The sequence below is a fragment of the Streptomyces sp. CNX435 genome, from assembly GCF_059570575.1.
Map to the genome: position 1 here is coordinate 498,038 of NZ_JCANTA010000003.1, position 18,744 is coordinate 516,781.

18 protein-coding genes and 2 pseudogenes are annotated in these 18,744 nt (G+C 74.5%); 9 read left to right on the plus strand and 11 right to left on the minus strand.

The window, feature by feature from the left end; translation table 11 throughout:
• The first annotated feature begins 31 nt into the window (after window positions 1–31).
• Window positions 32–901: an alpha/beta fold hydrolase gene (locus T328_RS08600; protein WP_496495300.1), complete on the plus strand. Its 870-nt coding sequence runs from the start codon at window positions 32–34 to the stop codon at window positions 899–901.
• Window positions 898–1,494, plus strand: a complete 597-nt coding sequence (locus T328_RS08605; protein ID WP_496495301.1) for a DUF4291 domain-containing protein — start codon at window positions 898–900, stop codon at window positions 1,492–1,494. Before T328_RS08600 ends, T328_RS08605 begins: the two co-directional genes overlap by 4 nt.
• Before the next feature lie 23 nt (window positions 1,495–1,517).
• Here the strand turns inward: T328_RS08605 and T328_RS08610 are convergent, their stop codons facing one another.
• Window positions 1,518–2,174, minus strand: coding sequence for a maleylpyruvate isomerase N-terminal domain-containing protein (locus T328_RS08610; RefSeq protein WP_496495302.1), 657 nt, complete (start codon window positions 2,172–2,174; stop codon window positions 1,518–1,520).
• A gap of 271 nt (window positions 2,175–2,445) precedes the next feature.
• Between T328_RS08610 and T328_RS08615 the strand changes: the two genes are divergently transcribed.
• Both T328_RS08615 and T328_RS08620 read left to right on the plus strand, forming a co-directional pair.
• Window positions 2,446–3,702: a DUF6745 domain-containing protein gene (locus T328_RS08615; protein WP_496495303.1), complete on the plus strand. Its 1,257-nt coding sequence runs from the start codon at window positions 2,446–2,448 to the stop codon at window positions 3,700–3,702.
• A gap of 57 nt (window positions 3,703–3,759) precedes the next feature.
• On the plus strand, window positions 3,760–4,236 hold the full coding sequence (locus tag T328_RS08620) for a DUF8820 family protein (protein ID WP_496495304.1): 477 nt from the start codon (window positions 3,760–3,762) through the stop codon (window positions 4,234–4,236).
• A gap of 7 nt (window positions 4,237–4,243) precedes the next feature.
• Here T328_RS08620 and T328_RS08625 read toward each other — a convergent pair whose 3' ends face one another.
• A complete protein-coding gene (locus T328_RS08625; protein WP_496495386.1) occupies window positions 4,244–5,044 on the minus strand; it encodes a tetratricopeptide repeat protein in 801 nt (266 codons plus the stop codon).
• Between the two features lie 847 nt (window positions 5,045–5,891).
• Window positions 5,892–6,587, minus strand: a pseudogene (locus tag T328_RS08630) (AfsR/SARP family transcriptional regulator); the annotation flags it as partial.
• A gap of 227 nt (window positions 6,588–6,814) precedes the next feature.
• Here T328_RS08630 and T328_RS08635 point away from each other — a divergent pair.
• Complete coding sequence (locus T328_RS08635; RefSeq protein ID WP_496495305.1) at window positions 6,815–7,399, plus strand: dihydrofolate reductase family protein; 585 nt, start codon at window positions 6,815–6,817, stop codon at window positions 7,397–7,399.
• A 110-nt stretch (window positions 7,400–7,509) separates the two neighbouring features.
• Window positions 7,510–8,880: a hypothetical protein gene (locus T328_RS08640; RefSeq protein WP_496495306.1), complete on the plus strand. Its 1,371-nt coding sequence runs from the start codon at window positions 7,510–7,512 to the stop codon at window positions 8,878–8,880.
• Window positions 8,881–9,268: 388 nt separating this feature from the next.
• On the opposite strand, the gene T328_RS08645 is transcribed toward T328_RS08640, so the two are convergent.
• Both T328_RS08645 and T328_RS08650 read right to left on the minus strand, forming a co-directional pair.
• The gene (locus T328_RS08645) at window positions 9,269–9,775 is read right to left on the minus strand and encodes a lamin tail domain-containing protein (protein ID WP_496495387.1); all 507 of its coding nucleotides are present in this window, start codon (window positions 9,773–9,775) and stop codon (window positions 9,269–9,271) included.
• Window positions 9,776–9,903: 128 nt separating this feature from the next.
• Window positions 9,904–10,170: a winged helix-turn-helix transcriptional regulator gene (locus tag T328_RS08650; RefSeq protein WP_496495307.1), complete on the minus strand. Its 267-nt coding sequence runs from the start codon at window positions 10,168–10,170 to the stop codon at window positions 9,904–9,906.
• A gap of 246 nt (window positions 10,171–10,416) precedes the next feature.
• Between T328_RS08650 and T328_RS08655 the strand changes: the two are divergent.
• Window positions 10,417–11,283, plus strand: a pseudogene (locus T328_RS08655) (TIGR03619 family F420-dependent LLM class oxidoreductase); the annotation flags it as partial.
• 51 nt (window positions 11,284–11,334) lie between these two features.
• On the opposite strand, the gene T328_RS08660 reads toward T328_RS08655, so the two are convergent.
• A complete protein-coding gene (locus T328_RS08660; RefSeq protein WP_496495308.1) occupies window positions 11,335–11,856 on the minus strand; it encodes a pyridoxamine 5'-phosphate oxidase family protein in 522 nt (173 codons plus the stop codon).
• Between the two features lie 193 nt (window positions 11,857–12,049).
• On the opposite strand from T328_RS08660, the gene T328_RS08665 reads away from it, so the two are divergent.
• Entirely contained in the window at window positions 12,050–12,988 is a 939-nt protein-coding gene (locus T328_RS08665; RefSeq protein WP_496495309.1) for a sigma-70 family RNA polymerase sigma factor, read from the plus strand.
• Window positions 12,989–13,075: 87 nt separating this feature from the next.
• On the plus strand, window positions 13,076–14,083 hold the full coding sequence (locus T328_RS08670) for a methyltransferase (RefSeq protein WP_496495310.1): 1,008 nt from the start codon (window positions 13,076–13,078) through the stop codon (window positions 14,081–14,083).
• Window positions 14,084–14,213: 130 nt separating this feature from the next.
• Here T328_RS08670 and phzG read toward each other — a convergent pair whose 3' ends face one another.
• Genes phzG through T328_RS08695 form a run of 5 tightly spaced genes read right to left on the minus strand, consistent with a single transcriptional unit; the run spans window position 14,214 to window position 18,674 of the window.
• The gene (gene phzG, locus T328_RS08675; protein WP_496495311.1) at window positions 14,214–14,855 is read right to left on the minus strand and encodes a phenazine biosynthesis FMN-dependent oxidase PhzG; all 642 of its coding nucleotides are present in this window, start codon (window positions 14,853–14,855) and stop codon (window positions 14,214–14,216) included.
• A 32-nt stretch (window positions 14,856–14,887) separates the two neighbouring features.
• Entirely contained in the window at window positions 14,888–15,727 is an 840-nt protein-coding gene (locus tag T328_RS08680) for a PhzF family phenazine biosynthesis protein (protein WP_496495312.1), read from the minus strand.
• Between the two features lie 33 nt (window positions 15,728–15,760).
• Window positions 15,761–16,096, minus strand: a complete 336-nt coding sequence (locus tag T328_RS08685; RefSeq protein WP_496495313.1) for a hypothetical protein — start codon at window positions 16,094–16,096, stop codon at window positions 15,761–15,763.
• Entirely contained in the window at window positions 16,093–18,054 is a 1,962-nt protein-coding gene (locus T328_RS08690; protein WP_496495314.1) for an anthranilate synthase family protein, read from the minus strand. The genes T328_RS08685 and T328_RS08690 overlap by 4 nt, the downstream gene beginning before the upstream one ends.
• On the minus strand, window positions 18,051–18,674 hold the full coding sequence (locus tag T328_RS08695; RefSeq protein WP_496495315.1) for an isochorismatase family protein: 624 nt from the start codon (window positions 18,672–18,674) through the stop codon (window positions 18,051–18,053). The genes T328_RS08690 and T328_RS08695 overlap by 4 nt, the downstream gene beginning before the upstream one ends.
• Window positions 18,675–18,744: the final 70 nt, after the last annotated feature.

An 18,744-nucleotide genomic window follows, 5' to 3' on the forward strand; every position in this document is an offset into this window, starting at 1 on the left:
GCGCGGGGAACCCGCTGACAGGGTCGTGGCCATGCCGACCTTCTCCGCCCCCGACGGGACCGCGCTCGCCTACCGCGACTCCGGCGGCCCCGGGGCACCCGTCGTCTGCCTGCCCGGCGGCCCCATGCAGCCCGCCGGCTACCTCGGCGACCTCGGCGGCCTGTCCGCGCACCGTCGGCTGATCCGCCTCGACCCCCGCGGCACCGGCGCCTCCGCGACCCCGGCCGACCCCGGCTCGTACCGCTGCGACCGGCTCGTCGCGGACGTCGACGCGCTGCGCGCACACCTCGGCCTCGACCGGCTGGACCTGCTCGCCCACTGCGCCGGGGCGAACCTCGCGGTGCTCTACGCGACCCGCCACCCCGTCCGCGTCGGCCGGCTCGCACTCATCACGCCGAGCGTCGCGGCGGTCGGCATCCCCGTCACCGCGGAGGTGCGGCTGGCGACGGCCCGGCTGCGCGCCGGGGAGCCGTGGTTCCCCGAGGCGTACGCGGCCCTGGAGGAGCTGACCGCCGGCCACGGCGGCAGCCGGAAGGCCATCGCGCCGTTCTTCCACGGCCGTTGGGACGACGCCGCACGCGCGCTGGACGCGGCCTTCGACAGGGACCGCAACGACGAGGCCGCCGCCGCCTACGGCGCGGCCGGCGCCTACACCCCCGAGGCCACCCGCACGGCGCTGGGCCGCCTGCCCGCCCCGGCGCTGGTCCTCGCCGGCGAGGTCGACCTCAACTCACCGCCCCCGGCTATGGCCGAGTACGCCGGGCTGTTCGCCCACGCGCGGTACGTGGTCCAGCCGGCCGCCGGCCACCACCCCTGGGTGGACGACCCGGCCCTGTTCACGGCGGCCACGGCGGCGTTCCTGACCGATTCCCCCGGACATGCGGAGGAGTCCCCCGGGTGACACCGGAACTGAGAAGGGTCCACGCGAAACAGACCGAGGACACGGTCACCGTCTACCAGGCGTACGCGCCCGCCATCGCGGAACCGGCGCTGCGCGCGGGCACGTTCGTGGCGCCGTTCAAGCGCACCCGGATGACGTGGATCAAGCCGTCGTTCCTGTGGATGATGTACCGCTGCGGCTGGGCCGAGAAGCCCGGCCAGGAGCGGGTGCTGGCCGTGGAGATCACGCGGCGGGGGTTCGAGTGGGCGCTGCGGCACTCCTGCCTGAGCCACCACGACGGCCGGATGTACGCGACGTACGCCGAGTGGCTGGCGGCGAAGGCGGCCAGCCCGGTGCGTATCCAGTGGGATCCGGAGCGGGACCTGTCCCTGCTGCCGCTGGAGCGGCGGTCGATTCAAATCGGGCTCTCCGGTCCCGCGGTCGAGGGCTACGTCGACGAGTGGATCCGCGGAATCGAGGACGTGACGCCGCTCGCGAAAGAAGTCCGCTCTCTGGTGCGGGAGAAGAGGCGCCAGGATGCCGCCGCGCTGCTGCCGCGGGAGGAGCCCTGTCCGCTGCCGGAGGACGTCCGGGAGCGTATCGGCGCCACGTAGGCGGCGGTTGCGGGCCCCGGGAGTCAGCCGAGGAACAGGGGGAACTTCGCCGCCCGCGGGCCGAGTTCCGTCCGCTCGGCTTCCGTCGGTGCCCGGCGGCCCGTGACGACGAGCAGGGCGTCGGTGTCGGTGAAGGATTCCGGGAACGCCGCGCCCGCGATCTCCTCCAGCAGCGCCCGTGCGTCCGCGAGGCCCGCCGCGGGCGGGCCTGGGACGTGCGGGAGGTGCGCGGTCAGGTCGAGGTGGTGCAGGGTCCACTCCAGGACGTATGCCGCGAGGTAGTCGCCCGCGGTGAGGACCATGTCCTGGGTGGCCACCCGCAGCGCCGGATCGGCGAGTTCGGCGGCGCGGCCGGCGGCGGAGCCGACGTCGTCGAGGTGGAACTTCAGCAGCGCGGGGTCTTCGTACGCGGCGGCCATCCGGACGGTGAGCGCGTCGAGGGGGTCCTCGCCGGTCGGCGGCTCGTCGCTCAGGTGCCAGTAGCGCGCGGCGTCGGCCGTGGGCTCGCCGTCCGCCGGGGTGGCCAGGGTGATGAGCACGTCCTGCGCGTCGATGATCAGGTGGCAGACGAGGTCGCGGACGAGCCAGCCGGTGCAGCCGGAGGGTTGTGCGAAGTCCTCGTCCGCCAGGTCGGCGACCGCCGCGCGCAGCGCCGCCCAGGAGGGTACGAATCCATCCACCCCGGCAACGTAGTGCGGCGGCGCGCGGCCGGACAACTCGATTCGGGCCGGATTCCTTGAGGGCCGGATTCCTTCAGGGCCGGATTCCTTCAGGACCGGAGCCGGGCGAACGCCTCCATCCGGCGCCGGTGGCAATCGAGGTCGTCCCCGTCGCGCCGCAGCGAAGTACGCGCCCTCGCCCCGCAACTCCCTTGCATCCGGCCGCCACCGGTGTCACGCTGGCCCACATGACTCACGGAAAGGCGAACACCGCCTCCCTCTGGTGACCGCGGTGACGACTCCGCGCGGGGCCTCTCCCCGCTTCGAAGGCTCACTTTCCTCTTCCCACGCATGCCTGTCCTTCGCCGTCGCGCTGCGCGACGACTGGCTGGGGCACGCCCTCTCCACCCTGCCCGCGGACCGGCCGGCGGCCGAAGCCGCCCTCACCGGGCTCTACCGTCTCGCCGGCGCACCGCCGCCGCGGTTTCGCTGGATCCCCTCCCCCGCGGCGGCGCAGCCGGCGCTGCGCGAGGAGCAACCTGCCTTCACCCGCCCGCGGCTGCGGGCGGCCGAGGCGCCGGCGCGCTGGGTCGACTGGCCCGTCGCGTCCCGGCTGGCGTCCCTGGAGTCCGCGCTGCGGACCCGGCTGAAGCGGAACGTCGAGCGCCCCTCGCACCTGTGGCGCAGAGGGCGCCCCCCGTGGTCCCTGGCCGCGCTCACCACGGCGGCCGAGGACGGGCTGGACGACGGGTACACGCTGCGCGACATCCTGTGGACCACCGTGCACGACCCGCTCAACACCTCGCTGCTCGACGGGCCACGGCCCGCGATCCGCACCGCGCTGATGCCCGCCACCGACACCGAGCCGTTCGGGCTCACCTTCCACGGCCAGCACGACGCGCACTGGATCGGGCACTACGACGTCCAGGCCCGCCTCGGCCTCGCGTCGTACCCCGCGGGCGACGCCCGCCAGCTCGCCCTGTGGGCCGCCCTGGCCCGCTCCGCGGGCTGGTGGTGGCCGGGTGGCGGGGTGTGCGTCGTCGCGGAGCGGCCCGTCGAGGTGCACACCGAGCCGCTGCCCGGCGCCCGCCACGGCGAGCTGCGCCTGCACCACCCCGAGCGTCCGGCCGTCCGGTACGCCGACGGCGCCGAGGTGTACGCGCTGCACGGCACCGCCGTGCCGCGGTGGGTCGTCGCGGACCCGACGGTGGCGCGGATCCACGCCGAGCCGAACGTCGAGGTGCGCCGCTGCGCCATCGAGCGCATCGGCTGGGACACGTACATCGACGAGGCCGGCCTGCTCCTGCTCGCCCAGGCTCCCGACCCCGGGAACCCCGGCTCCGACCTGCACCTCTACCACGTGCCGCGGCGCGTGTGGGGCACCCCGGGGCGGGTCCTGCTCGCCGTCAACGGCTCCGTCGAACCCGACGGCGGGCGGCGCCGGTACGGGCTGAGCGTGCCCGCCGACATCGACGATCCCGTCGCCGCGGCCGGCTGGTCGTACGGGCTCACCGGCGCGCAGTACGCGCGGCTGGCCCGCCGCACCTGACCCCCGCGCGCCGCTCTCCTTCGCCCCACTTCCCTTCTCTCACCCAAGGTGATGCACATGACCACGTCCACGTCCGCCCCCGCGTCCGCCCGCGTGACCCTCGCCGACCTGACCGCCAGGACCGGCCTCGACGTCCTCGCCCACCTGGAGCGCGAGGTGACCATCCCCGTCGTCGCCGGCCCGCAGGCCCAGGGCGACCTGATCGTCGTTCCGCTGGCGCTCCTCGACGACGTGACCGTGCCGCCGCGCGCGCCCTGGCAGCCCGTCCCCGCGGGCGGCGTCGAGCTGCTGCGCGGCGCCGCCGGCGGCAACCCGCACACGCTCGTCGCCGACCCGGGCACCTGCCGCTGGACGCGGCGGGTCGGCGACCGCCAGGGCCTCGCCCTCGGGGTCCTCGACGCCACGGCGGTCGCGTACCTCATCCACCCGGAACACGGCGGCACGGGCATCGCTCCCGGCAGGTACGTCATCCGGCGCCAGCGCGAACGGAGCGAGAGCACGGGGCGCTTCGGCAGCCGCTTCATCGCCGACTGACGGGCCGTCAGTCCGCTGGACCCGGTGCCGTCGGCGCCGTGGGGGCTGCCTGCGCGGCCAGAAAGGCGTCGGCGGCGGGACCGTCGAAGGCCGTCAGCTGGTCGTGGATCTGCCCGACGGCGGCCGGGTCGAGCCCCGCGAGGAGCGCGTGGGCGCGCCGCCAGGGCCCGTCCGCGGCACCGGGATCACCGGCGAGCCGGTGGCCCGCGCCGAGGTGCGCGAGGGTGCTGGCCTGGCCGTGCACGTCGCCGACCGCGCGGAAGGCGTCGAGCGCCTGGGCGTAGCAGGCGACGGCCTCGGCGGGCTCGCCCCGGCGCAGCCGGACGTCGGCGAGGCAGGACCAGGTGTGCGCCTCGTACGGGCGGTTGCCGAGCTTCTGGTGCAGCACGAGCGCCCGCGGCAGGAGGTCGAGGGCCCGGTCGTGGTCGCCGGCGCGGCCGTGGTACCAGCCGAGGTCGGTGAGCGCGACGGCCTGCCCGGCCTGGTGGCCGAGTCGCTCGAAGAGGTCGTGGGCCCGGCGGGCGGCGTCGAGCGCGCCGGCCTCCCGGCCCTCGACGACGTACACGACGCCGCGCCGGCAGCGCGTCCACGCCTGGCCGGCGAGGTCGTCGACGGCCAGCTCCAGCGCGGCGTCGAGGTGGCGGTGGGCGTCGTCGAAGCGGCCCAGGTCGGCAACCGCCCAGCCGAGGTCGCGCCGCGCGTGGCTCTCCTCCGCCGGGTCGCCCAGCCGCCGGGCGGCGGCGACGGCGGCGCGCTGGACCTCGGCCCGGTCGTGCCAGCGGCCGTGCCGGTGGAGGAAGAGGAACAGCGCGCAGCACGAGCACGCGGCGGCCGGCGATCAGGCTGCGGTAGAGGCCGGCCTGGGCGGCGGGCCCGTCGGGTACGCCGTGCGGCGGCACGCCGAGGGCGCCGAGGAACTCGCGTACCGCCGCGGCGGGTTGGACGGCGTCGCCGGAGGGTTCGCAGCCGCGCAGGTCGAGGTAGAGCTGCCCGTCGGGGAACCGGTCGGCGACGCGGTGCGCCCAGTGGACGGCGAGGGTGGTCTTGCCGACGCCGGCGGTGCCGGAGACGAGCGCGATCACGGGCGCGTGGCGCCGGGGCGGGGCGGTGGTGCGGCGGTTCGGGGGCCGCGACGGCCTGCGGCGGTGCGGTCGGGGCGAAGCCGGGTGCGCGGGGGGAGAGTGCCGCGGCCGGGCCGCGACGGGTGTCCCCGGTGGGCCGGAGTCCGGGGTGCGCCGCTCGGCCTGGACGGGTCTCGTGCGGCAGTCCGCCGCCGAGGTCGGGCACGGAGGACGACGCTTCCGCAGCCGATGCACGGCCGTCCGACGCCACGCCGTAGACGGCTCCCCGAGGCGGGAGTCCGACGGTCGCGCCGCCGCCGGACATCGTGGAGCCAACGTCGGGCGCGGAGGGCATCGCTTGTGCCCCGTGCCGGATGCGGGCGCCACGGACCCCGGTTCCGGCGATCGGTCCAGGAGGGCCTCCAGTGCTGCCGACTCCGCCTCCCGGGCCGCGAACGCCGTCGTGGCGGCGGGAAGTTGGCGGGGCACCGGTGGGCGGGGCACGGGCCGGTCCGCCGGCGTCGTCTCCGCGGCGAGGAGGCCGGCATGGATCCGTCGCAGGTCGGGGCTGGGGTCGGCGCCGAGTTCGGCGGCGAGGCGGCGGCGGATCGTCTCGTAACGCTCCAGCGCCTCGGCGGGCCGCCCGACGGCGTCGAGGACGCGCAGCAGCCGCGCCCACAGCGACTCGCGCAGCGGATGGCGCTCGGCCAGCGCGGCGAGGGCGGCGAGGGCGGCGAGGGCGGTCTGGTCGCTGCAACCGCCGTGGTGCGCAGGGCCGGTGGGGCCGGCCGCGCGGGGACGGCCGGCGGGGTCCGCCCAGACCTCCACGTCCGCCGGACCGGCCGGCGCCCGCACCCCGTCCCGTACCGGCTCCGGCCCCGAGACCGAGCCCCAGCCCAGGTCCACGCACCGCTCCACCGCCGTCAGATACCGCTCCTCCAGCGCCCGCGCCTCCCTCCCCTCCCACCCGTCCGCGCGGATCCCGTCGAACGGCCGCCCCCGGCACAGCGCCAGCGCCGCCGCCAGCCGATCCCGCTCCGCCGGCCCGCCCCGTTCCGCCGCCGCGGCGGCCAGGATCCGGGCGAAGCGCAGGGCGTCCACCTGATCCGGCTCGGCCAGCAGCACGTAGCCGCCGGGCCGGGCGGCGATCAGGCGGTCGGCGGCGCCGCCGAGGGCGCGGCGCAGCCGCATGACGTTCGTACGGACGTTGGTGCGCGGATCGCCGCGCAGCTCCGCGCCCCACACGGCGTCGGCCAGCTTCTCCGTGGGCACCGTGCGGCCCGCCGACATCGCCAGGACCGCCAGCAGCGCGCGCAGCCGCCGGCCGGCAGCTCCACCGGCCGTCCCGCCACCGTGACGCGCAGCGCCCCGAGCACCTCGACGCTCAGCACACGGATCGCACCCCTTCCCCGGTCCCCCGCCCCGCGGCGTGTTTCACCGCCGTGACACCACTGTGCCACTCGCCGTGCGCCATGCTGTGGGTCGTTCCGCACCCGCACGATCGGCGAGGAAGTGCCATGAGCAAAGTGATCTACGACATCAGCATGTCGCTCGACGGCTACGTCAAGGCGGCCGGCGCGACACCCGACGAGCCGCTGGGCAAGGGCGGCGAGCGCCTGCACGACTGGGCGCTGGGCGGCAGCGACGCCGCGGGCGGCGAGCCGCCGGCGGGCCCGGTCGCGGAGGCGGGCGCCTTGATCGGAGGGCGGCGGACGTACGACGACTCGCTGCGCTGGTGGGGTGCGGACGGGCCCACCGGCCCCGCCCGGCTGCCGCTGTTCGTCGTGACGCACCGGGCACCCGCGGAGGTGCCGGAGAACGGCGTCTACACGTTCGTCACCGACGGCGTCGAGAGCGCCCTGCGGCAGGCGAAGGAGACCGCCGGCGGCAAGGACGTCTTCATCATGGGCGGGCCGGACGTCGGCGGCCAGTTCGTCCGCGCCGGGCTGGTCGACCAGATCGGGATCCACCTGGTGCCCGTGCTGTTCGGCGGCGGCTCCCGGCTGCTGGAGCACCTCGGGGACGAGCACGTCCAGCTGCGGGTGGCGCGGGTGACCGACACCCCGCAGGCCACCCACCTCCTCTACGACATCGTGAGGTGAACGCCGACCGCGCGTGACCACAGCCGACCGTTTTCGTCGTTCGGGACCCGCCCCCGTCGCCATCCGGTACCGTCCTGGCTCCGAAAAGGCCGGTAGCGCAGGGGTGGACGGTGGCGGACGACGTCGGCGAGCTGATCGAGCGGCTGGCCCTGTGGCGTACCGGGGACGGCGGCTACGACGAGGACAGCCTCCGGGAACGCGCGATCGTCGCCCTGCGGGAGCGGCGGGCGGAGGCGGTCCCCGCACTCATCGAGCGGCTGGACACCCTCCTCACCGACCACGCCGCGCACCTGGAGCGGGTCGGGGCCGTCACGGCGGCGTGGGACGCCTGGTACGAGGAGGGCGACGCGCTCGTCGACGAGCACGGGCTGGGCGCGGTGTTCGAGCTGGAGCGGTACCGCACCCACCCCAGCGACGGCCTCCCCCAGCGCGAGCCCCGGGACGAGCACTACGAGGACCCGTACGACCTCAAGCAGGGCATCGTCGAAGCCCTGCGCCGCATCGGCGACGACCGCGCCGCACCCGTCCTGGGCCGCGCGCTCGGCGACCGGGCCTGCGTCCACTACGCCGCGACGGCGCTGCGCGGAATCCACCTCGACGGCGCCGTGCCGGCGTTGCTCGACGCCGCCGCCCGCACCGAGCCCGACGACCTGGCGTTCCCGGCGGTGCTGAGCGCACTGGAGCACTACGGCGCCACGATGGCGGAAGTGCGGGCGCGGTACGAGGCCGAGTCCGGGCCGCAGGCCCGGGTCAGCCTGATGCGCGTGATGAAGCAGTTGCCCGGTGACGGCGCCGGCCGGCCGCCGGACGAGGAGATCAGGGACGCGCTCGTCTTCCTCGCGATGGCCCGGGAGGCCTCCGACAGGTACGGGCCGCTCCAGGCGCTGGCGGAGCTGGGCGCATCGCCGCAGGATGCGGGAGACCCGCTGGACGCCGAGGACTCAGGGGACGTAGAAGCTGCGGGGGACCCGTGGGACACGGACTTCGGCGGCGGCATGGACGCGCCGCCTCCCGCCGGGGTCGTCCGCGCCGCCATGGTGCTGGCCGCGAAGGGCAAAGCGCCGGGCCACGACCGCGAGTTGCGGCGCCGACTGCGGCACATGGCCGAGGAGGCCCCGTCCGCGACCCGGGCCGTCACCGCCGTTCTCACCCGCGAGCCGCGGTCGTCCGACGAGGAGCTGGACCTCGCGCTACGGCTGGCCCCGCGGCTGAAACCCCGGGCGGCGGAGCACCTGGTGCTGCTCCGCGCCCTGCAGAGGCTCACCTCGTACGCGCCGGCCCGCGCCGGTGCGCTGCGCGCCCTGCGCCGCGACACCGGGCTGTTCGTTCTGATGCTGCACCAGGACCCGGCGGTCCGGGCGGAGTCGCGGGCCGTCTTCGACGATGTCGCCGAGCCGGCGGACCGGGAGCGGTTCGCCAGGTACGAGGCGCTGCGGCTGGGCAGGTGGGGGCGGCTGGCCCGCAGGTTCAAGCGCCGCTAGCCGGGCGGGCGTTCGGCGAGTTCCCGCCTGGCGCGGTCGTACGCGGGGCGTTGACGGCCCGTACCGCAGCCCTTGCATTCCGGACGTCTGATGTCCGATGCCTCCGCCCCGAAGTGGAGGTACCGCAGGCGGCGCAGCGGCCCGCGAGTTCAGGGGTTCGCAGCGCCCTCGCCGCCACCGGCGCCGGGGTCTGCATCCGCGCCGGCCTCGCGGCTCGCCGCGATACGGCGGCGTACGCTCACCCGCCGCTTCGCGGCGGCGGTCGACGGCGTCCCCCGGCCGCCGGCCGCGGCGCCCGGGACGTAACCCGGCGCCCGACGGGCGGGATCCGGGGCATATCGCCGGGCGCCCGGCCGCCCCCCGGCGGCGGGCGCCCGGCGCCCCTTCCTCAGCCGTGGTACGTGATGTAGCCGTTGCCGTCCCGGTCGTTGCGGCTCTTGGTGTACTTGTGCACGTCGCCCCGGCTGCCGCTGGACTTGACCAGGTAGATGGTGTCCCGGTCGTTGTTCCACATGAAGTTGCAGTTGTCGCGGTAGACGACGTTGCCCGCGTCGGAGTCGGCGCCGTTGCCGCCGCGCAGCTTCACGTGGTCGCCGGGCTGGAGGTAGTGGCTGGCGCGGAACTCGAACCGGTTGCCGGCGGCGTCCTTGACGACCCAGCCCTTCAAGTTCACGGTCCGGCTCGACCAGTAGTTCTTGATCGCGAGGTATTCCTTGTGGGTGTTCCCTCCGGAGCATCTGTTGGAGTCGCGGCCGGGCGCGTCGTACTGGATGCCGCGGATCTTCAGCGGTGAGCTGTACTCGGCGGCCTGTGCCGGGCCGGCGGTGACGGCGAGCATCGCCAGCGCGCCGCCGGCGGCGGCGACGGTGACGGTGACGACCATGTGGTTGCGCATGTGCATGACCCCCCATGTCTCGATTCAGCAGGAGGTTATGCGCGTAACGCCGCCCGCGGGCGTGCCGAGAGGGCATACAGAGCGGGCTGTTCGGCCCTTTCGGCACGGCGCCCGCCAGCGGAGGGCCGCTAGCGCGCCGGGGCCGCCGGCTCGCGTAGGGCCGGGGCCGCCGCGTCGTACGCGTCTCGGGCCTCGTCGATGTCCTCTCGGTGCTCCTCTGCCCAGTCGATCAGCCGCCAGGAGACGCTGAGCAGGCTGTGCCCGAGCGGCGTCAGCTCGTAGTCCACGCGCGGCGGCACGACGGGATACACGGTGCGGGTGAGGAGCCCTTCCCGTTCCAGGTCGCGCAGCGTGGCCGTCAGCATCCGCCGGCTGATCCCGTGGATGGCGCGCATCAGCGAGCGCCGAGGAGTGCGACCAGCTCATCGACTTGCTGCGCCGCCTGATCGGTCAGTGATCCCCCGCCCCGGCGCCGTGGTCGCGTACCGCGGCGATGAGTTTCCGGCCGCGGGCGGGTCTCTTCCGGCGACGGTTCATCCGAGACACGAGGAGCACATCATGGTGCAGATCGGTGCGGCCCTGCCCCAGTCCGGTCCGGGGGCGGCGCCCGACGTCCTGGCCGGGCGCCCCGGGCGCCCGACGTCCTGGCCGGCGTCGCGCGGCGGGCGGAGGAGACGGGGCTCGGCAGCGTGTGGACGTACGAGCGGTGGCTGCGGCCCACGAAGCCGATCCCGATGGGCGGTCCTGGCGGACCGGAGATGACCGGGCCCGAGGTGTGGGCCGACGCCCACGACCCGCTGGAGACGCTGGCGTACGTCGCGGCGAAGACGGAGCGCGTCCTGCTGGGCACCAGCGTCATCCCCGCGCTGCTGCACAACCCCGTGCTGCTCGCCCGCCGGCTGGCCACCGTGGACCGGCTCTCCCGCGGCCGGCTGCTGGCCGGGGTGGGCCAGGGCTGGATGGAGCAGGAGTTCACGGCGGCGGGTGTACCGCTGGCGCGGCGCGGGGCGGGGTTCGAGGAGCACCTGGGCGTGATGCGTGCGGTCTGGGGCCCGGAGCCGGTGCTGGTCGAGGGGCGGTTCTACCGGGTGCCGGAGTCGGAGATCGGGCCGAAGCCGGTACGGGCCGGAGGGCCGGCGGTGCTCGTCGGCGCCGGGAGCCCGGCGGCGGTGGACCGTGCGGGGCGGCTGGGTCTGGGGCTGAGCCTCGTCGTCTTCGACTGGGACGCGCTGCGGGCGACGGTCGGCGCGTTCCGCGCGAGCGCCGCCGCGGCGGGCCACGACGCGGCGTCGCTGCCGCTGGTGGTGCAGGTCAACGGCGGCGTGACGGCGGGCCCGGCGGTCGACGGACGGGGCCCCCTGACCGGCTCGGTGGAGCAGGTCGCGGCGGACCTGCTGGAGCTGGACCGGCTGGGGGCGGATCACGTGTTCTGGGCGATGATCGACCAGGACGAGCAGATCGAGGTGCTGTCCCGGCTCTCCGTCGCGTACGCCGATGCCGCGTCCTGACCGCCGGGCGGCGGCGGATTCCGTACGCTCCGCCCGCGGGGGCCGACGGCGCTACGCGACGCCCAGCCGGTCGGCGTCGGGGGCGAAGACCGTCATCCAGTGCGGGCGGAGCCGGTAGAAGACGACCTCCTCGTCCCAGCGGAAGGCGTCCTCGCCGTAGCAGTCCTTGAAGTACGCCAGCATCTCCGGCCACTCGGGGTCGGGCTCCCCGTGCTCGGGGTTGAGGGTGACCGCGTCGCCGTGGGTGAACACGCCCAGCTCCTCGCCGCGCATGTGCGCCAGGCTCACCGCGGGGCGGGCGGCCAGGTGCCGGGCCTTGGCCGCGGTGCGGGCGGTGCCGAAGTACCAGGTGCCGTGGAGGAAGTGGCCGTCGACGCCGCTGATGCGGGGCTCGCCCTTGGCGGTCACCGTGGCGAGCGAGAGCGTGCACATGCCGGTGAGGACGCGGGTGAGCTGCTCCGCGGTCAGCGTGCGCTCGGTGTTGATGATGGAGCGGAGGTGGCCGGTGGAGCGGGCCAGGGAGGCGTCGAGAAGCTCCTGGAGCCGCCGCAGGTCTTCGGTGGTTTCACGCATCCGGCCACGGTAGCCGGACGGTTCACGGCCGGGCCACGGACGGCCCGCGGGCGGGTGGCGGGAAGTCGGCGGTGCGGTGTGGCCTTCCGGCCGTCGGCGTCCTTCTGGCGGGTTTCTCCGGTGGCTCGTCACATCGGCGCGTTCTCGCCGGTCAGTTACATGACTGGCAAAGGGGAGAGGACCGAGAGCACCCATGAGTGAACACGACTGGCTGGCCGAGCGTTTCGAGAACGACCGGCCCCGGCTGCGCGCGGTCGCGTACCGGATGCTGGGCTCGGTCCCGGAAGCCGACGACGCCGTCCAGGAGGCGTGGATCCGGCTCAGCCGCTCGGACACCAGCGAGGTGGAGAACCTCAGCGGCTGGGTCACGACGATCGTCGCCCGGGTGTCGCTCAACATGCTGCAGTCCCGCAAGTCCCGGCCCGAAGTGCTGGTGGACACGGCGGAGCAGGGCGAACCGCACGACGAGCCGTCGCCGGACGACCCGGAGGAGGAGGCGGTGATCGCCGACTCCGTGGGGCTGGCGCTGCTCGTCGTGCTGGACGCGCTGACGCCGGCCGAGCGGCTGGCGTTCGTGCTGCACGACATGTTCGCCGTGCCCTTCGAGGAGATCGCCGCCATCGTCGACCGCTCCCCCGCCGCGGCCCGGCAGCTCGCCAGCCGGGCGCGGCGCCGGGTGCACCGCTCCACGCCCCGCGCGCGGCGCGGCGAGAGCTTCGGTGTGTACGACGACTCCGCCGCCGTCTCCTTCGCGTCCGGCAAGTCAGATCTGGCGACCGCGTTTCTCGCCGCGTCCCGGGAGGGCAACTTCGAGGCGCTGCTGGCGATGCTCGACCCGGACATCGTGCTGCGTACGGACGCGGCGGCGGTGCGGATCAGCCTGGAGGCGGAGCTGCGCGGGGAGAACCCGATCACGAACGTCGCCGAGATCCACGGCGCGGACGCCGTTACCCGGGTGTTCGCGGGGCGTACCTGGAAGCCGGCGCCCGCGCTGATCGACGGCGAGGCGGCGCTGGTCTGGGTCCAGAACGGACGTCCGCACATGGCGTTCTGCTTCGGCACGGCGAACGGCCGCATCACCACGATCGACATCAAGGCGGACCTCACCGGACTGGACATCGAGCTCTACTGACGCGCTTCTTCCGGATACCGCCGGTAGCAGATACCTGCCGTATCCGGCTGCCTGTTCGATGTCGGGCCTGCGACCTAGTGTGTCCGCATGGACACACCCACCAATCCCATCGAGCAGTTGATCGACTTGTCGACCGGCTATCTGCGGTCTGCCGCGCTGCACGCGGCCGCGCACCTGCGGCTCGCCGACCTGCTGGCCGACGGTCCCCGCAGCGCGGACGACATGGCGGCGGAGGCCGGACTCAACGGCCCGCACCTGGCGCGGCTGCTCCGCTATCTCGCCGCGCACGGCGTCTTCCGGCAGGAGGAGGACGGCCGCTTCGCCCTCACGCCGATGGCGCAGTTGCTGCGCGAGGACGTCCCGGTGTCGATGCGCGCGTACGTGGACGTGCACGGCAACGAGATCTTCTGGCGGTCCGCGGCCGGGTTGAGCGAGGCGGTCCGCACCGGCGGGAACCCGTTCGAGGACGAGTACGGGATGCCCTTCTACCAGTACCTGTTCGCCAACCGTGAGCTGGGCCAGCAGTTCGACGTAAGCATGGCGTCGTTCTCGGAGGCGTTGAGCGACCAGGTCGCCGGGGCATACGACTTCGCTTCCGCGCGCACGGTCGTGGACGTGGGCGGCGGTCGCGGCGGGCAGTTGCGGGCGATTCTGCGGCGCAACGCGCATCTTGAGGGCACCCTGATGGATCTCGAGCCGGTGGTGGCCGGGCATGTGCTGGACGTGCCGGAGCTGTCGGGCCGGTGGCGCGCGGTGGGCGGCGACTTCTTCTCGGCGGTGCCGGAGGGCGGCGACGTCTACATCCTGAAGCACGTGCTCGCGAGCTGGCCCGACGACAAGTGCGTGGAGATCCTGGAGGTGTGCCGGCGGGCCATGCCGGACGACGCGCGGCTGCTCATGGTCAATGCGCTGGTGCCGGAGGGGAACGAGCCGCATCCGAGCAAGACCGTGGACATGACGATGCTCACCGTGCTGAACGGCAAGGGCCGGACGCAGGCGGAGTACGAGGAGCTGATGCGCAAGGCGGGGCTGGCGCCGGGGAAGGTGCATCACGTCTCGCCGCACGCCGCGATCATCGAGGCGACGAAGGGCTGAACCCTCGGCCCTCGCGACCGCGCGGAGCCGATGACGGCGCGGGCGGCCGGCGGTCCGGAGAGATCCGGTCCGCCGGCCGCCCGCGCCGTTCACCGTCGTACGGCCACGGCCCTCGCGGACACCGTGTGCTTTAAGGCTGGAGGCGGACGGAGATCCAGCCGTCGCCGTCCCGGTCGTAGCGCAACCGCAGGTGGAGCCGGTCCGGGCGGTGGGCCCAGAACTCCACGTCCTGCGGCTGCAGCCGGTAGCCGTAGAAGCGCTCCGGGCGGTCCAGCGCCTTGCCGCCCTCGCCGAGGCGTTCGGCCTCGGCGCGCAGCGCCTTCGGGTCGGCGAGCGGCTCGCTCTGCCGGGACGCCACCGACATGGCGTGCAGCGGAATGGCCCGGGCCTGCCACAGGGACTCGGACTCGGCCACCGGGACCGGTTCGACGGTTCCGGAGAGCTTGATCTGCTGGCCGGTCTCGCGCCAGTAGAGCAGCCCGGCAGCCCAGTTGTTCTCCTCGATCTCGCGGCCCTTGCGGCTGGAGGCGTGGCTGGTGAACAGCACGCCGCGCTCGTCGATGGCGCTGACCAGGACGATGCGCGCGGACGGCCGGCCGCGCTTGTCCGCGGTGGCCAGCGCGAGCGCCTTGGGCTCGCGGACCTGAAGCTCGACGGCCCGGTCGAGCCAGCGCTGCATGAGGCCCACGGGGTCGGCCGGCGGGTTGTCGTACTCGGGGAAGTCCGGGTCGTTCTCGACCGTGAGGCTCTCGAACTTGCTCGTCTGCATCATGTGCCTTTCTACGGTGGCCGCCCGCAGGGCGTCTAGAGGAAGAGGGTGCCGCGCCCCACGGTGACCCCGTGGCCGCCGACGTGGACGGAGTTGATCTGTTCGCCGTCGCCCTCGGCGGTGGCGAGCATCAGGGAGGGCCGGCCCATCTCGACGCCCTGGAGTATCTCCACCTGGTCGCCGTACGCGGCCAGGCCGTGCCGGGCGAGGTGGATGGCGAGCGGGCCGGCCGCCGAGCCGGTCGCCGCGTCCTCGACGACTCCGTACGCGGGCGAGAACATCCGGGCGCGCCATTGCCGGCCCTCGCCGGCGAAGCAGTTGGCGGCCATGTCGGGGAACGCGGACAGCGCGCGGTGGTCGGGCCGCAGCGCGGACAGCGCGGGGACGCTCTCCAGGCCGACGAAGACGTGCCGGGGGCCGTTGCGGTAGACCTCGACGGGCGCGACGGAGGCGTCGGCGCCGAGGGCGGCCAGGAGTTCGTCGGCCTCGGCGTAGGGCTCCCACACGGGGTGCGGCTGGCGCATGCTGACCTTCACCGCGCCCTCGTCGTCGGTGAGGCGGACGGGGATGACGCCCATCGCCGTCTCCAGCCGCAGCCGGTCCTGCTTGCGCGTCTCGCCGAGGGCGACGGCGGTGCCGAGCAGCGGATGGCCGGCGAAGGGCAGTTCGTTGACGGGAGTGAAGATGCGGATGCGGGCGTCGCCGCCTTCGCCGGGGGGCAGCACGAAGGTGGTCTCGGAGAGGTTCATCTCCCGGGCGATGCGCTGCATCAGATCGGGCGTCAGCTCCTCGGCGTCGAGGAAGACGGCGACGGGGTTGCCGTACAGCGGCCTGCGGGAGAAGGCGTCCACCAGCATGTAGTCGAGATCGGGCATGTACGGCACTCCTGACGGGCGGATACGAGGTCTTCAGTCGGTGAGGGCGGCGCCGAGTCCGTGCAGCACGGGCAGCTCGTGCACGCCCTCGGCGACGGCCTCGACGTCGAAGCTCAGGTGGTGGACGGGGGGCGTCCCGATCAGCTCGGCGGCCCGGTTGGGTGGCAGCGGGAGGTCCGCGGGCCGGTCGTGCTCCCAGACCATGACGGCGCCCCAGCGGTTGCTCTCCCGGTCGGCGATCCAGAACTTCGCGCGCAGCCCCGGCACGTCGGCCCATTCGTCGGCGGCCCCGGCGCGCAGGGTCTCGCGCAGCGAGTCGACGCTCTGCGGGGATCCGTCGAGGTCCCACAGGGTGATCTCGCACCTCACGGGCCGATCACCCCGAGCAGGGCGTCGCCGATGAGCCGGGGGCCGTCGACGGTGAGGACGGATTCGGCGTGGAACTGGAAGGAGGCGAAGTGCGGGCCGCGCAGCGCGTCGATCTGGCCGGTGGCCGCGTCGCGGCTGACGCGGACCCGGCCGACGTCGGGCACGTCGAAGTCGTCGGCGGGGCTGACGGCGGCGAACGTGTTGTAGTAGCCGACGTGTTCGGGGCGGCCGAAGAGGTCGATGGCGCGCTGGACGCCCTGGTTGGGCCGGTCGCGGCGGACCAGGTCGAGGTCGAGCCGGAGGCTGAGGACCTGGTGGCTGAGGCAGACGGCGAGGAAGGGCGTGCGGTTGTCGAGCAGTCCCGCGACGGCCTTGTTCAGCGCGGCGATCTTCGGGTCGGCGGTGGCGCGGGGGTCGCCGGGGCCGGGGCCCATGACGACGAGGTCGAAGCCGTCGACGTCGTACGGCTCGTCGAAGCGCCGTACTTCGGCGGTGGGGCCGAGGGCCTCCAGCTGCTGCACCATCATCGCGGTGAAGGTGTCCTCTGCGTCGACGACGAGGACCTTCATGCCCTCCAGCGCGGGCACGGTCAGCGGGCGGGTGCCGGTGGCGGCGAGCCAGAAGTCGGCGATGCCGGTGTTGCGGCCGCGCAGCACGTCGCGGACGGCGGGGTGGTCGGAGAAGCGCGGGGCAGGGTTGGCGGCCCCGGCGGCTTCGGTGGTCACGGCGGCTTCGGCGGGGTCCGCGGTCCCGGCGGCGGGGTCCGCGCCCAGGGCGTCGAGCAGGGCGGCGGCCTTGACGCGGGTCTCGGCGGACTCGCCCTCCGGCGAGGAGTGGCGTACGAGGGTGGCCCCGACGGCGAGGGCGAGCCGCCCGTCGTCCGCGATGTCGGCGGTGCGGATGAGGATGGCGGAGTCCAGCGTGCGGCTGCCCGTGGGCTCGTCGCTGACGAGCGCGGCGACGCCGCTGTAGTAGCCGCGGCCCTGCGGCTCGTGCCGGGCGATGACGCGGGCGGCGCTCTCCACCGGGCTGCCGGTGACGGTCGGCGCGAACAGCGTCTCGCGCAGGACGTCCCGTACGTCGCGCTCGGTGTGGCCCTCGATGAAGTACTCGGTGTGGGCGAGCCGCGCCATCTCCTTCAACGCGGGCCCGGTGACCCGGCCGCCGTCCGGGCAGATGCGGGACATCATCTTCAGTTCCTCGTCCAGCACCATGTACAGCTCGTCGGTCTCCTTGCGGTCCCGCAGGAACGCGGTGAGGCCGTCGAGGGTGGGGCCGCCAGCTGGGTAGCGGTACGTGCCGCTGATGGGGTTCATCACGGCGCGGCCCTCGGTGACGGAGATGTGCCGCTCGGGGGTGGCGCCCACGAAGGTACGGCCGTCGACGTGGATGGCGAACGTCCAGTAGGCGCTGGGCTCCAGGGCGATCAGCCGCCGGAAGACGGTCAGCGCCGCACGCGCGGGCTCCCCGCCGACGTCGGCGAGCAGGGTGCGCTTGATGACGAAGTTGGCGCCTTCTCCGGTGCCGATCTCGTCGGTCACCACGCGCCGTACGACGTCGGCGTACTCCTCGTCGGACAGGTCGAAGCGGTGCCCGCTGAGCGCGGCGGGGGTGTCGGGCAGCCGGGCGAGAGTGTCGGCCAGCGGCAGCGCGGCCTGCTCGGTGATGTTCATGGCGATCAGCGGCGCACCGTCGTCGGGGGCGGCGAAGCCCCGTTCGGTGAGCTGCCGGTAGGGCACCACGAGCAGCGTCCGGTGGGCGGTGGCGGCCGGCGGGACGGCGGGGTCGGGCAGCGGCAGGCCGGCCAGGGAGTCGGGGTGGGAGACGTCGCCGAGGAGTACGTCGACGGTGCCGGGGGTGCCGCTCTCCGGGCGGTGCAGCAGGGCGAACGCGGGCGGGAGGGGCCCGGTCAGCAGCCGGTCGAGCAGACCGGCGCCGGCGTCCCGGGCGGCGCTCATGCGAAGATCTCCGCGCTCGGGACGACCATCCCGCAGCGCTGGGCCACGTACTCCAGCGTCATCCGGTGCCGGTCGGCGGTGAAGTCGGCGACCGCGTCGGCGGCGAGGAACACCTGGATGTCGTGGGTGAAGGCGTCGATCGCCGTGGCCAGCACGCCGACGTGGGCGTAGACCCCGCACAGCACGAGCTGGTCGCGGCCCTCGGCGCGCAGCCGCTCCAGCAGCCCGGACTTGAAGAAGGCGCTGTAGCGCCACTTGGTCAGCAGCCAGTCGCCGTCGGCGGGCGCCAGCTCGGGTACGACCTCGCGGTCCTCGGGTGCGGTGCGCATGCCGGGTCCCCAGAAGTCGACGAGCAGGCCGCGCTCCTCCTGGTTCATGCCGCCCGGCTGCGCCGAGTACGCGACGGGCACGCCGAGTTCGGCGGCCCGCTTGCGCAGCAGCGCGGCGTTGTGGACGAGCTGGGAGCGGACCGTCTCCGGCACCGGTCGCAGGAAGAACCGCTGCATGTCGTGCACGATCAGCGCCGCGCGAGCGGGGTCGGGCGTCCACGCCGCCAGGTTGGCCGGCAGGTTCTCTGCCGTAGGCAGCTCGTACGGGTCGATGACGGGTATGCCGACCACGGTTCGGCTCCTCTCGGTGCGGTGGGGTACACGGCCGGGGCGGCCGGCCGCGCCGCCGGGACCGGGGTGG